The sequence below is a fragment of the Sphingomonas sp. BAUL-RG-20F-R05-02 genome (assembly GCF_022662305.1).
GTDB lineage: Bacteria > Pseudomonadota > Alphaproteobacteria > Sphingomonadales > Sphingomonadaceae > Sphingomonas.
Genome location: NZ_JAKNQH010000004.1, coordinates 218977 through 233188, shown reverse-complemented (window position 1 = coordinate 233188; position 14212 = coordinate 218977). Strand labels below are relative to the sequence as shown.

The following is a 14212-nucleotide window of genomic DNA, read 5'->3' as shown; positions in this document are numbered from 1 at the left end:
GTGCAAGCGATTCGGGCGAGGCAGTATGCCCCGCCCGCTATGCATCACTGCCCGGTCGTCATCTTGATATACGGCGACGTAGCTTTCGGTAACGCCCGAAACATATAGTTGCCCCAACGCGACCCGCCGCCCCACAGCGTGACGCCGTAGAGGTTAGGCGAGTCCTTAATCTCCTGCATGATTGACGGTGCCAGCGCCGCACAGGTGTCCTTGACCGCGCCGTCATTTCCAAATGCGTACTCGCCGTACAACACCGGCATGCCAAACGGCACGGCAGCGCGAGCGGCAGAAGCCAGTATCACCCACTTGTCGCAGTTCATGCTCGTGCCCGAACCGTTGCTGTCGAAATAGCGGTGGATGTCGAGGCCAGTGCGGTGCAGCGGGTCAACGATCGTGCCACTAGGCAGCTTTGCCATCGAGCACGCGACAGACGCACAAGCCTTTGGAGCGCGGTCGCCTTTGTCGAAGCGCTGCGCGCCGCTGGAACCGGGATAATCGAGCCACAGGAAGCGGGTGACGCCGGCAGCACGGACGCCTGTGACGATCGCCTGCGCGTCCTTCGCCCATTGGTCCCAATCCTTGAAGTTCGGTTCGTTCTGCAAGCCATACTGGATGAGCGACGACTTCGGCAAAACGCTATCGGCTTTCACCACCTGGGCGACTTGTAGGGCCGGCGCAGGCCACGCGTAGGAGTGGTTCTCGAACACGCACGGCGTTGCGAGCTTGATGCACTCGTTCGCCAGCGCGTTCAGCTTCGGCGCGGAGTTGTCGAACTGCACGAACTTCAGCGGAATGCGGAACATGCGGTAGCCGACTGCATAGTATGCATCGAGATCGGCTGGCGTCGGCAGAGACTGCCCGTTGTCCATGTTGGCGAACTCGCCGCCTGAGACATTGATGCCGTAGAGCGGACCAGAGACTGTCGGCGCGGGCTGCGAAGTCAGCACCGGCGCTGGCGGTGTGGATGCCGCTGGCGCACCATCCATGACCTGATAGCGGTAGCCGTTCAAAACGTAACCGCCTTTGATTGGGCCTAGCGCTTTTAGCTTTGTCGCACCGCCCGACAAGATCGTCTGATGCCCGGTCATGCGGTTGACGCACACGCTGTTGAAGCAAGTCAGTGTGTCGATCGCAGTTGCCTGCACCAGCGGCTTGCTGCTGACGACGATGTCGCCTTGGCGAACTATTAGCGGACCGTCCACGAGCGGGACCGTGTCGGCTAGGGCTGGCATGGCGAGCAGTGCTAGGACTGCGGCTAGAACGTAGCGGCTCATATTATATCTCCTTTGTGAAGTTAACGCAAAAAGCCCCGCCGAAGCGGGGGTGAATAATTTCAAAGTCTGAGAGTTTCGTCGGCCCTGCGGCCTCCGGAGCTAGCGGCGCTAGGTTAGAGCGATCTTACCTAGCGCCGCCTTAGAGGCGCGGATGAAGCGCCTGCTGCTCACGGCTGATCGGTATGATCTATAGCCGCACTTGCTGCCCGCTCCTGCGCTAGCAAGGCAGCATCCTCGGCAGGGAAAAAGCGCTGCTCTAGCTTCCGAACGTACCTGCGTCCCGGAACCTCGATCATCCGGAAGCTGGCGTAGGAAATGGCGATCAGCACGATCCAATAACAGACCATCGCACAAGCCTCAGCGCTGCTGACGCCCATGTGCCGCGATAACTTCGCGAACAAGGACGTTTGAACTTGGAACAGCTGAAAGTGCCAAAGGTATATGGCGTAGGAAATCTCGCCGAGGAAGAAAACCGGGCGAGAGGCGAAAGCTTTCGTGACAGGATTATCATGCAGCAGGACCGCGATCAGCAGGGCGGCGGCAGGAACGAACGCAAAATCAGAATACGGCAAAGCCAACGTAGCCAAGATAGCTGCAAACACGGCGAAAGACTTGGCAGGGCTGGCGAAGCTAAACTCCTTTGAACCTACAAAGGAGAAAAGACAGAGGCCGATAGTAAATTCCGTCAGGCATCGGACAACCGGCAGGCAGCGGACGATAAACGGTCCCTGATCAGAAACCGTCAGGTCTAACGGCCCGGAAAATCCCTGAAGCAGCACGCCGTTTGGCAGGTACGCGGCCAGCAAGAGGCACATATAGGCAACCGTAGCGCTGAGCAGGGCTCGAGGTCTACGGGCGGTCGCGGCAAGCAAAAGAGGGAACAACAGGTAGGCGACGAACTCGACGGCAACTGACCACGATGGCCCCACCACCCGAGCAGGGTAGCCGACGCCCTGAAGGAACAACAGGTTCGCGGCGACCTTCTGCGCAACCTGATCTGGCGCCAGAACGTGATGTTGAATGGCATGGCGGACGTCCTGCGACGACACGACGAGGATCACGGCAGCGTAAAGCGGATAGGTACGAGCTAGCCTCCGCAACAAGAAGACGGGGTAAGCTCGTCTTAAAGCAGCCCCATCGAACAGCTTGCGATAGGACAGAGCCATAACGAAGCCGCTGAGGATGAAAAATACATCGACCGACAGATAACCCCTGCCGATTATGTAATTGAATGCGTTTGGAAAATTAATGGCGCGCTGTGAAAGATGATAGAACACGACGAGACACGCAGCAGCGCCTCTAAGTCCTGTTAGTGACCGTATCTCTTGCCGCTTCTGTTGCACTTGTCCATCCCCGTTGCGCCGTAGCAGAGCGAGCGCTACCCCGCTTGTTCGCTACTGCACAACGGGAAATTTTTTCGGTATGAGCTGGTGTCCCATTTCTACGCTTAAGTGTGACTAACCCAGCCCGCCCTCATCTTCGTTCGCCGAGGATATCAAGGCTTTGGCAAAGGGTAGAACCGCCCGGTCAATAGGTTCCGCTTTGTGACAGGACGGATCACGAAACCGAGATGCCGCTGCCGGACGTCGGGTAGATCGTCCAGTTGCCGCCGACACTGGCAGGGTATGGACCCGCGCCGGGTGCTTGTGTGGTGAAGTCGATGTCGTAGAGCGTGTTGGTGCCGTCCGTGACCGTAAGCCGGTAGAACTGCCCGACTGGAGGTTTGTTCGCCGTATTGGTGTCAAGCGAGCCAATCGCGGGGGCGCGCGAGGCGGCGCCGAGGTTGTTGATACCCCCGGTGCCCCACGTCGTTACCAAGTTACCGATCTGCGTATAAGTGATGTCATCCAAGGACTCGAAAAAGCCCGTTGAACCTGCTGGGATGCTTAGCGCAGCACCGCCCGAGTTAACGCCGTTGACCGTGGAGCCTCCCACCTTAAAGGGCGTGCTGAAGGCGTTCGCAGAGCCGTTGATGACCGCAACTTTGTAAGGCGCAGCCGTCCACGAGAAACCAGTGGCTGCCGCGCTTTTATACGTGCCCGCAGCGTTGTATCCAAAGACGAGTGGTGTGGCCGTTGTATCATAGGAGCCGAGCAGCCACTCGGTCTCACTCTTAGTCAGACCCGAAGACTTACCCTGCGCGGCTAGAGTCATCGTACCGCCAGAACCCGCCGCATAGGACTGATAGTTAAGCCGAGCCTTGATGACCCTGATACCGCTTGCGCTGCTGGTGGACGCAGTCGGAACCCCATAGACATCTGCGTTCTGCACCCCGGTGAAGTTCAGAGCGTGGGCGATGGCAACGGGTGTGGCGCTTTGTTCCACGCTGGTGGTGGCCGGTCCCGCTGCGTTACGCGGGTACGTATTCACATATATCGGGTTTCCGGCGGTTAGCCCCGTGATTTCATATCCCGATGGAACGTTGCTGGCGATCTTAGTCTTGGCTCCACCCTGCACCGTACCCGCCCAGATGTCGTAGCCTGTGATAGGAGAACCGCCGTTAGCCGCAACGGGGGCAATCACGTTTACTTTTACGCTAGTCGATGTGGCGGGAACTACTTGGAATGCCTGCGCATCCGGTACCACAACAGCCGCATCGTTCTTCCAATTTACTGAGCGCATTTCAAGTGGAGCGAGTGAGATGCGGGAAACCTTGTTCCCTGCTTGCTGATCCTTCAGGGTCACATTCTGCGTGGTGCTGCTGGCGTTGAGTAGATCGAGGCTCAGGGAACCGTCTGAATTCTTATGCCCGATCACCTGAACATCCGTCCCCGATCGCCCGAACGCCCCGAAGCTCGTGGCCGCGAAGCGCCTTGCACCTGGCTTCGTATATGAGGTGAGGTGCGCCAAGGCGTAGAACTGCTGGGTGAATGTCCATGAGCCGTCTGACGCGATGTTCGCAACAGGCATCAGGTTATCTGCGGTTCCCGGCTGTCCGTTTGGATCAAGCGCGAGGTTCCAGAAACAAATGACACCGGCACCATAGGCGCGCGACCCCATCACGACATCGCCCATGAACTTCAACCAGCTTGCAGGCAGGTTGTTTGATACGTCGCAGGCCTCGGACATCATGAGGGTGGCTTTATCGGTATAGGGGGCCATGACCGTCTGCACCGATGGGTTGTTGGCTGCTTGCGTGCCGTAAAAATGCCAAGCTGCCGCACCGAAGGCGGTGGAACCCTGCTGGAACGGGTAAGCCGTGAAAGACATGCCCCCCGAAACGTCATCGCCCCAAGACACATCGCCCGAGGTTAGTATGGTCGGGATGTTGCCCGCATCAAAGCCGCTCCGCACGGCGATGCCCACAGTCAGAAGATCGGAAGGGCTAAACCGGCATCCCGGATAAGTCCCCGGATTTATGTTAGGCTCGTTCTGGAGCGACGCCCACCGAGCGTACTTTCCAACCTTCGCCTTCAAGTCCTGCTGATATTTTACGTGGTATTGAGCATACAGGGCGTTGTTTGCGGGGGTGTTCTGGTAGAACTGGTTGGTGCCTCCCCCCGCCAGAACCGCAGGGTTCTTGAAGAACTTTGGAGGCGTCCAAGGCGCGACCAAGAAGTCCACGTTCGGGTTGATTGCAAGGATTTGTCGCAAGATCGGGAAGACCGCAACATCGTCCTGCGCGGTCGAAAAGGAGGCGAGGTTATCGTTGGTGTCGGAGTTATCGTAGACCGAAAAGTTGCCCGTGAGAGCGCCGCCCGTGTCCCCGCCATTGGGATTGCGCGAGGTGTAATCGCTGTCGCCCATGCACAAGCGGACAAGGTTCCAGCCGAGTCCAAGCGTTGGGTGGAAGACAGCGGTGAGGAAAGCGGTGAGCTTATCCTGAGGCATCGCCATCAGGACCGTAGCGGAGGCGTCCGTGAGGGCCGCACCGCCTGCGAGCCACGGCTGGAAAAGAGTGCCGCTGTCAATCAGGATCTCTTTCGCCTCTGTGACCCCCGTGCCAGCCGCGAAGGGTGTGACGGCGGTAGACGCGAGGCGAACGGAGAGGTCTGACGCGGTTCGCAACGAAACCGGAGCGAAGGCTGCAACAGCAGAAGTAATCGTCACCGGCACGCTCACACCGGTCGCCCCAGCTGCATTAACGCCGACGTTCACCGATCCAGCCGAAAGCGCCGAAAGACCCACCACAACCTTCCAGCCGCTTGTCGCATCGCCCGCGATAGCAAAGCGGCCATCGTTCGGACTGACGGTCGGTGTGACGCCAGCGGGTACGTTGCCGATCGCGAACAGGAGCGTGCCGGAGACAACATTTGCTGCGATGGTCTTGGTGGTTGGATTGGCGGTGAGGCTTTTGATAATCGGAGCCACGGGGAGGTTTGGCGCTTGATAGTCCGCAACAGTCACAGCAGCAGAAGTGCTGGTGATCGTCTTGCCGTCCAAACCGGTTGCGGTGTTCTCAAGCACCAAGCTGCCAGCAGACCGGGGCGAAACGGTTGTCGCGTTGCCGATCAAGGTGCCGTCAAGCAGCCACCGCCGTGCTGTGACGCTCCCGTTCAAGATGATGCCATCCAGAGCTTGGAAGCTCATCCCGGCAGTTGCACCGCTGTCCGAGATAATCGAAGGCTTTTTCGCGAAAGAAGCCGGCGACGGCGCAATAGAAACGGCAGCGGTGAAAGCTAAAATGTCAGCAGCCGTCGTTCCAGTTGCGAGAACTCGGCGCGGCCGCACCTGCAAGGTCGAACCGGCCGGAACATTCTTAAAAGTCACGGGCGCTGCATCTACCGGCGCATCTACGGCTACAAGAGTGATATTACCGCCAGTGCCGACGTAGATGGCCTTTGGAATGACTGTTAGGTCTGTGCTGTCGTTTGGCACGATAGGAGTTGTCAGCCGAGACGCCGCGCTTGCAGAGTCCGAGTAGAATGGATCTGTCATCAATCAGTCCTCAGATTAGGGTGGTTCGGTTGGATTATTGCTCACGGCTGGCGGGCGCAGCCGGGCACTCGATCGGCATGCCCATGCTGCGCGAGAAGCGGCACAGACGGGCAACAGCGGCCCAGCCGCGCTTGCCCCAATCCATCACAGCTTGGTTGTAGGCCTCGTATGCCGGCTCAGACGTGGCGATCTCCGGCCCGGCTTGCGGCAGCTGCTCGACCTTCAGGTCAGCAGCCGGTGGATGCTGGTATGCGAGCGGAATTGGCGTCGGCTTGTTGGCGCAGGATGACGCAAGCGCGAGCATGCTGACGAGCGCTAGTCGTGCTTTCGGGAAGGCTGTCGACCGCATTGTGTACCTCTTCGGATTGGTTGGAGATTGCCGCATCGTCGGCGCGGCGATCGACGGCAGCGTTCGCCTCGCCCTTGCGTCCATCGGCGGCGATCGTGGCGGATCGCTTGTCGTCGTGATCGTTGATGATCGCGGCGTCGTAGGAGCACTTGCCTACGGCGAGCAGGACGAGCGCGAGAACGACAGCCAGGACGATCAGCGCCGCCTTGGCGAAGCGCTGCGGCACGCCCAGTGCAACGAGAACGCCGATCATGCTGGCGCCAGCACGCGGTTGCGAAACCAACCCCAGCCGAACGCCTCTTGGCTGGGATTTCGTTCGAGAATGTCGAGGTAGCGATCGCCTTGCTGGCAGTTCATCGCCGCGAGCAGCACGTCCTCCCATTGCTGCTTGCCGCGCACGCGCTGACAACCGGCAAGCGCTGCATCAGACTTGGAGCCATACGAGCCATCGACCTTTACCAAGTCCGGCCAATCGGCCCCGCCTTGGTTCAACGCGTTGAGCGCACGCTGCAACATCATCACGCCCCACGGCGCGCCCATGTTGACCCCGGTATCGAGAGCCTCGGCCGCTATGCGAGGGGAGCGCAACGCAAGCAGGTTCAGGCCCGGCGCGATGACAAAATCCTGCCAGTAGATTGCGCGCGCCGTTCCCTTCGGCAGACTACGCATGTCGCCCGTGTAGCCGTGCTCGCATGCCTTAGATTTGGTGATCCCCCAGCATGTCGGGCCGCCGCGATCGGCGGGATGATCGACGAACGCACCTTCGCGCACGACAAGATCATCGATCATCTGATCGATTGTTTTCGGCATGATTACCTCGCATGATGATGATGGTTTGGAGGCGCGTCAGAACGCCTTGGGGGCCGACCACTCGCAGCCGTTCGGAACTGATCCATCCTTAGGTGCCGAACGGCTGCGCCTTACGCGGTCGGTACGGCTGGACCGGTGCCAGTGGTGACCGGCGGTAGCTTATCGAGCGCCGTCGCGAGATTGGCATCCGACTGCGTGGTATTATTGCGGCCGATGCTGAACACCGCCGTCACTGCGGCACCGACAATCGGGCCGAGGCCGGTAAAGAACCCGTCGACGAACCGGGTGTTGTTAGGCGGCACCTGATGAAAGAATGATATCGCAGCGAGGCCGACGTACCCCAAGATCAGCAGCGTTGCGATGATGTAGCGCCAGTGGCGGTCAACGTCCGTCATGATGTTCTCCGTTGAATGGCGATCGATTTGATCAGACGAGCGGCACAGCGACCTTCGCGAGCAGCCCTGCGGCGCGGATCGTGTCGCGTTCCCTTTCTTCGGCATCCTTTTGCCGGGCGCGCAGATCACGGATGCGCTGCACTTTGACCTTCAGGCGCTCCGGCAGATCGTCGTCATCGAGGATCAGCAGCAGTGCCTCGATGCCTTGGTCGGCATTGTTGAGGCGGTGCCGCATCATCCCTAGTTCGGCCTCATGTCGGGCGCGTTCGGTGTCACGCTCCCGTTCTCGAACGGTCGCATCGCCTTCAAGCTTCGTCACGCGGGCAATCAGATCATCTCTCAGCTTTTCCTCGGCGCTTGCGTTTACCTCGCGCATCTTCGGCCGCAGCTTGATCCAAGCGGTGACGACACCGCCGCCCAAGAGAAGGTTGAGCAACCCGAACACGGCGCCCCAGCCGACCTGAAGCCCCCCAAGGCTATGATTGCCGCTCATCGCGCGACACCCGCATCACTGCGCTGATAGGATAGCGATATCAGCCCCATCGCGATGGCGAGGATCATCGCCGTTGCCCGGCTCCAATCGGGAGAGATCCGCAGGGCGAAGCTGATCCGATTGATCGCGAGCAGAAATACAAGACCCCAGATCGGATCGAGGTATCGCGGCCGGCGTTGGGCGATCCGAACAACGGCCGAAGTAAGGCAGGCGAGGCAGAACACCCAGGAGGCCAAGCCTCCCAGCCGTATAACGTCCGTCAATGTCATGTGAGGCTCCGAAGTTGAGCGGTGGTCAGTTGTTCAGGTAAGGCGCGAGGATCTTCATTGGCCCGCTGTCGACGGGGTTGAGGTAGTCCTGCGGATCGATCGCGTAGGCGTATTTCTGCTCACCCCCCCAGCGCCGGCCGCTCGCCCACGCCGAGAAGCCGATGATCACGTCTTTGTTGTCGCGGATATATTTGAGCGTTGCCGGCGCGGTCGCGGCGCAGCTTGACGCCGCCGAGAAGCCGATCTCGCCTACCCAAAAGCGATACCCATTCGCGCGCGCATCCTGCACCATGTCGTACAGGCGGTTACCCGCGTCGAGCGCGCACTCCGTTGCCGTGCCGCTCGCGTCAGAGTCGAGGTAGCAGTGCGGCGAGAAGGCGAAGTTGTTCACCGGATCGTGAAAGTCGGAGTATTCCGCCGCCTGCCCTTTATTCACCCAATAACGAGACGATGAATAAAGCTGTCCTTCGATCAGGATCTTGTTGAGCGCGTCCGTTCGGCCGCGAATGACATTAATCAGCCATTGGAAGTTCTCGCGGCAGCGATTGGCTTGCTGCCCGTTGCCGCTTGGTTCGTTCATCGTGTCGAACCACACGCGCGGATTTGATCCGTAGCGGGTCGCGATCTTGATCCACACGTCGTTCAGCGCCGGCATCGGTACCGGTTGATCATACCCGACCTTATCGCCGTGATAGGCCATGTAGTTGTGCAGATCGAAGATCACGATCGCATCCGGCCCGCGCGCGAGCCAGTTGGCGATACAATCGTCGATCCTCAGCATGTCCATTGCCGTATTGGACGGGAACACGCCGACCGCGCCCGGCCACTCCGTACCGGACAGGTCACTGAACAACACGCGCTGAATGCGCTCCCACTTCACCGGCAGGCGAAGAGCACGCGCCCCCTTGCTCCATTGATAGTCGAACTCTTCGTACCGCACAGCCGGGTTCGGATCGCTGGGATCGGCCGGGTAGCGATAGTCAGTGCCGTAGCGGTCGCCATTGCCGGAGAACTCACCGCCGCAGACGTTCACGCCGTAGACGTTGGCCGGATCGGCCGGAAGCGCCGGTTGCGTCATGAACACACACGCCTCACCGATCGTGATCGGCGAAGCCGTCGAACTTGCGGACAGCACGACGATATGCTTGCCCGACGCGACGGGCGGGATCGTGAACGTCAGATCCGCGTCCGCGATCACGGTAGCGGTCGACGCCAGCCGGCCAGTTGCAGGGTCGTAAGTGAAGGTTGGATGCGCCGCTGCCGCTGCCGCCAGTGCGGGCACGAAGCCGGTGATCTGCGCCGTGCCAGCCTCGCTCACTACCACGCTCGCGCCGCCTGCATCCTTGATCGGGCTATGGATGGTGTACGTCAGCGTGCCGTCAGCATTGCGGATCGCCCGCGCCTCCCAAAAGCGCGGTGCTGCGTCGCGGAAGTATTTCGTTACGTAACCGCGCAACACCTGCACCGGGTCATACAGTCGCCAGACGGCATTCTGTATCGTGTCATCATTGGGTGGCGCCGTGCTGCCGGTCCCTTCGGAGATCCAGATGTACTGCGCGCCATTGTTTAGGTTGCGCACGTAATCACCGCGCACGTAACGCCCCTTTGGATCGTAATCACCTTTGTTGTTCGTCGTCGCCATGTCATTGGCAGTGCCTTCGCGCACGACTAGCGCGATCAGATCGAATTGCTGTTGCGGTGTACCGTCAACCGTAACAGGCCGCTTCACGGTCAACTTGAAGCTCACCGGGTTTGTGTCGGAATACTCGGGTTCATAGTTGACGGTGACGCCGCGAAACCATTGATCCTTGGTCGCCTCGCTGTATTCAATCTTCGTGTACGTGCAGTGCGCAGCAACGGCAGCGGGCGGGATTGCCTCGCGGATGCCCGGCGAGGTCTGTTGCTGCGCATCGTTGGCGGCGTAGAGTTTGATCTGAGTGCCGGGCAGAAAATTAGCGGTAAGAACCTTGACGACGATCTCGTCGCCATCCTCAAGGAAGTCGCCGATCGCCGACACACCGTCGCCGGCAAACGCCGCCAGTTGCAGCGTCGGCGATCCGGCCGGACGTTTCGAGGTATCGTAAAGCCGGATAACGTTGCGAGCGACGTTGTTCTTCGTGCCGTCCGGCTCGAACCGGTCGGGAATGTCGCCAACCGTGCTGTTGACGCTGCCGGCCTGTGCGTCGGTCAGACCGTTCACGCCAGCCTGCCCGGCGATCAGCAGCTGCATCTCACGATAACCCGGCCCGCCATAGATCGGGCTGGCGTCGGTGCGGCGGTTCTTGCGGGTGACTGCCGTAGCAACGATCGTCTCGCCATTGTAGGCCGGGCCACAGACGATCAGGCCGCATAAAGTACCATGCGGATAGGGTGATCCGCCGTTTGGCGTGTACGTGCAGCCCACGGCCGCGCAGGCGCGGGCCAGAACGGTATGCCAGCCTTCGACGTAATTGCCGTCACCAGCAAGGCTGTTGCCGCCCGTGAACCAAACCTGCACCTGCGCGCCGGGAATTGGGTTTAGGCACCAGATCCCGATCGAGATCGGATCGCCTTCGTTGACGTAGGGCGTGTAACGTTGCGAGTACCAGCGCGGCGGGAATTGAAACGGCTGATTGAGCAAGCCGAGGCTGGTAATCGCGATCGTCATGGGATGTTGCTCAATCCGCCTGCTAGACAAACTTGGTTGATGCCCGACGGCGCTTCGTCACACGTGACGCTAATGTGCGCATAGCGACCGGCGCTGTACTCGTACTTGTCGGGATAGGTGTGCAGCACCGCCGTCGCCCCACCTAGAAAGTGGATCTTGCCGGCCTGATACTGTTCAACCAAGCAATTGAAGCCCGGCCGAATATCCGGTCCCATCGTGAGGTTGACAGCTTGCGTGCCATTAAAAGGCAGGATCTTCTTGCCGCTATGGGCCGCCGTCAGCACCAAGTTGCTGCTACCGACGAGCTTGACGATCGGCATGATCGTCGACTCGAACTCTAGTTGCGCCGCGCATTTCCGGAAAACGACTTCACCTGTCTTCAGGTCGTGGAATGGATAGCTGCCATCCCCGTTCGGGCCACCACCGACCGTGCCAAAAGCGAAGTCGTAGTAGTCGTCCATCAGCGCTTCATATTGCGCGATCGTTTCCGTTTGCCGCAGAGCAAGCTCTGCGTTCGTAGGATCTGCCATGTCTTTTCCTTAGAAGCCGATAGCTAACCAAGTAATACCGTCTAGGCTTTGCGCGTTGCCGCTAGTCGCCTGAGTATAGATGGAGAAGCCCGCTTGTGTTGGCTCGCCCTGCTGTTGTGGGAAGAGATCCTTGAGGTTGTTTGCGGCGTTGATGAAGCCGATTGGGAACGCAAGAAGGCAGACGGTCGGGAAGGGTTTTGGGAAAACTATGTTGAACGTCTGCTCACCCGTAATCGCCTGCCGTATCTTTCCGCTCTTGAAGATTGGCCCACCGGGGATCTTCATCGAGAAGCCGTTCTCATCCATTTGGATGTCAAACGTGTTCGCTACGCCCTCAACTGTAAGTTTCTTGGCGAAAACATTGTCGAGATAAAGAACGCCGTCCTGATACAAGAACGGCGTGATCGGAGGACCGCCGTTGTTCGGATCTGTGAACCGCACAATATTTGCGAGGAAATCGAGCATCGCGATTTCGCCGCCGGCGGTGAGGTTGATGCCGGCGATCGTCGTGCCGTCCTTAACCTGCAACATGCCCTTCGCAAGGCCGGTTCCGTCCGGCGCAATGAGCGTGTCGAGCAGAAACTGCGCGTCTAGGTCGGCCTTGTCAGACTTCGCGTACAATTCCTTCAGGCTTTTCGCCCCCGTCCCGTCCGGGCCGGCGAACGTCAATTCGCTGTTGAGGATCGCTGACGTGCCGTCCGGGCTTTTAGACGCGATTAGATCGAGGAAACCGCGAACGGAACTTAGCCCGTCGTTGATGTTCGTCTCTAGATGCTCAGCAAAGGTCGCTGCCGACTGTCCCTTGATGTAGCCGACTTCGTTGATCAGGCGGGTGAGATCGGAGTTCTTGCCGAGCAAGTTTGAAAGCGAAGTGATGTTGTCCTGAATATCCTTCAGAACCTCAAAGGCCGGCTTTCCAGCGACCGGGCTATCGTAAGGCGCACCGTAGGTTGCATTGTCCTCAGGCTTCTTCCCGTCATCGTCGACAACGCCGCTCCAAAGCGCCGTATTTGCCGCCTCGCCGATCGCGAGGATCAGCGGATTGTTGCCCTTGTCATAGACGATCGGATCGGCCGCAAGCACGGGCGGCGCGTCGCTCGCATCCCATGCATAGATCACGGGATGCTCGACAGAGAGCGTCATATCGCACGTGCCGCCCTGCCCCAGCTCTTGCGACGCGACACGAAAAAGCGCGCGCTTGAAGCCGAGCGGGGCGAACGTGAACGGCAGAACGTCGCCGACCGTGTACTTCCACGCACGAATGTCGAACGTCGACGAGAAACTGCGCTGGTATTGCCGGCGTTCGAGGGCCTGCTTTACCACCCGCTGCGCTTGGCTGGGGCTTTCCACCACGGCCAGATCGAGCGTCATGATCCGGTCCTGCCCGTCCGGGCTGGCAATGCGTACCTCAGGATAGTCGATAAGCTGGTAGAGGGAGGCCGAAGTCGCGTCGACGTAGCGGCCGCGCACGACGTTCGGCGTCGCTTCAAGAGCGGGGTCGGGGTCCCAAGTAAACGCCCCGATCTGGTCATCCTCATTCAAGCCGTCGTCGGTTGCAGCGACAGCAAGGTCATTGTGCGCGATCACAAGGGCGAGCTTGCCGCCAGTATCCCGAAAACGCCCGCAGCAAGCCGCACAGAGCATATCGAGGATCTGCTTAGGGTCATCACCCTCGGAGATCACGCCTGCCCCATGATAGCGCGGCTCAGTGCCCCCTGCGGAGCGGTTCACAAGCTCGTCGCAGAGGTTTGCCGCGACTTGGAACGCAACCATATCGAGACGCCGGCCGGGCACGCCAGAGCCGACCGCCAGACGCATCTCGCCCGTGACTGGGTTGCGGATGCGCCAGCCGAGCACGACGCGGAGGATCTGAAGCGCGAGGTTCTCACCGATTACGGCGCCGTCGTCGGCCGTGTAGCGCCAGGTCGACTGATCATCCCAACGCATCGGCCCCGAACCGCCCGGCACCGTCGAGTCACGGCGGGGATCGTACAGCTTCGCGCCGCGCCCGATGATCGTGATCCGCGACGGAATCGAGCTAGAAAATGGGCTTGTCGCCTTTTTGCCGTTGCCTGTGACCTTGAAGCGCATCCGCAGATACGCGCAGCCGGTTAGACGCGCGGCTTGGTTCCATTTGCCACTGGCGAAGGTGAACGCGTTTGCGGGCGTGCCTTCAAGCACGATATTCGGTACGGAAAAGTAGCCGTTGAACTTGGACGTGACGCCGGTCGTTTGCGACCACGCCATGTCCTGATCGAGCCAGATCTCTTCAACGCCGTCGATGCCGTGGCTCGCGAGTGCAACGATCCAATCGCAATATTCCTGATCGTTGCCCGACCATTCCTCATACCGGATATCGGTCGCCATCGCGGTTTGGCCGAGCACCGACTTACGGAAGGCACGAGGATCGATCGTCGCGAGCAGCCGATCTGTCTGCGACGCCGGCACGTGCGGCTTGGAAAGCGCGCTGCCGATCGTCGACAGCGCGGCCGCGCCTACCAGCAAGGTGCCGGCGCTGATCCCGACAAGCCCGCCGATCGCGCCGATGCCGGCCGAGATCGAGGTCG

At 60.0% G+C, this 14212-nt stretch carries 11 protein-coding genes; all 11 read right to left on the bottom strand.

Annotated elements, in window-relative coordinates:
- Positions 1 to 44: 44 nt before the first annotated feature.
- Positions 45 to 1274, bottom strand: coding sequence for a cellulase family glycosylhydrolase (locus tag L8F97_RS11285; protein WP_242149661.1), 1230 nt, complete (start codon positions 1272 to 1274; stop codon positions 45 to 47).
- A gap of 167 nt (positions 1275 to 1441) precedes the next feature.
- Positions 1442 to 2617: an acyltransferase gene (locus L8F97_RS11280; RefSeq protein ID WP_313931958.1), complete on the bottom strand. Its 1176-nt coding sequence runs from the start codon at positions 2615 to 2617 to the stop codon at positions 1442 to 1444.
- A 214-nt stretch (positions 2618 to 2831) separates the two neighbouring features.
- Positions 2832 to 6152: a hypothetical protein gene (locus L8F97_RS11275; protein ID WP_242149656.1), complete on the bottom strand. Its 3321-nt coding sequence runs from the start codon at positions 6150 to 6152 to the stop codon at positions 2832 to 2834.
- Between the two features lie 227 nt (positions 6153 to 6379).
- The gene (locus L8F97_RS11270; RefSeq protein ID WP_242149654.1) at positions 6380 to 6754 is read right to left on the bottom strand and encodes a hypothetical protein; all 375 of its coding nucleotides are present in this window, start codon (positions 6752 to 6754) and stop codon (positions 6380 to 6382) included.
- Positions 6751 to 7311, bottom strand: coding sequence for a glycoside hydrolase family 108 protein (locus tag L8F97_RS11265; protein WP_242149652.1), 561 nt, complete (start codon positions 7309 to 7311; stop codon positions 6751 to 6753). Before L8F97_RS11265 ends, L8F97_RS11270 begins: the two co-directional genes overlap by 4 nt.
- A 110-nt stretch (positions 7312 to 7421) precedes the next feature.
- Complete coding sequence (locus L8F97_RS11260; RefSeq protein WP_242149649.1) at positions 7422 to 7706, bottom strand: hypothetical protein; 285 nt, start codon at positions 7704 to 7706, stop codon at positions 7422 to 7424.
- Between the two features lie 31 nt (positions 7707 to 7737).
- Positions 7738 to 8151 (bottom strand): hypothetical protein, encoded by a 414-nt coding sequence (locus tag L8F97_RS11255; RefSeq protein ID WP_242149646.1) that lies wholly within the window; start codon positions 8149 to 8151, stop codon positions 7738 to 7740.
- A 44-nt stretch (positions 8152 to 8195) separates the two neighbouring features.
- Entirely contained in the window at positions 8196 to 8468 is a 273-nt protein-coding gene (locus tag L8F97_RS11250) for a hypothetical protein (protein WP_242149643.1), read from the bottom strand.
- Positions 8469 to 8493: 25 nt separating this feature from the next.
- Positions 8494 to 11115 (bottom strand): cellulase family glycosylhydrolase, encoded by a 2622-nt coding sequence (locus L8F97_RS11245; protein WP_242149640.1) that lies wholly within the window; start codon positions 11113 to 11115, stop codon positions 8494 to 8496.
- The gene (locus L8F97_RS11240) at positions 11112 to 11645 is read right to left on the bottom strand and encodes a hypothetical protein (protein ID WP_242149638.1); all 534 of its coding nucleotides are present in this window, start codon (positions 11643 to 11645) and stop codon (positions 11112 to 11114) included. The genes L8F97_RS11245 and L8F97_RS11240 overlap by 4 nt, the downstream gene beginning before the upstream one ends.
- Positions 11646 to 11654: 9 nt before the next feature.
- The gene (locus tag L8F97_RS11235; RefSeq protein ID WP_242149635.1) at positions 11655 to 14150 is read right to left on the bottom strand and encodes a phage tail protein; all 2496 of its coding nucleotides are present in this window, start codon (positions 14148 to 14150) and stop codon (positions 11655 to 11657) included.
- Positions 14151 to 14212: the final 62 nt, after the last annotated feature.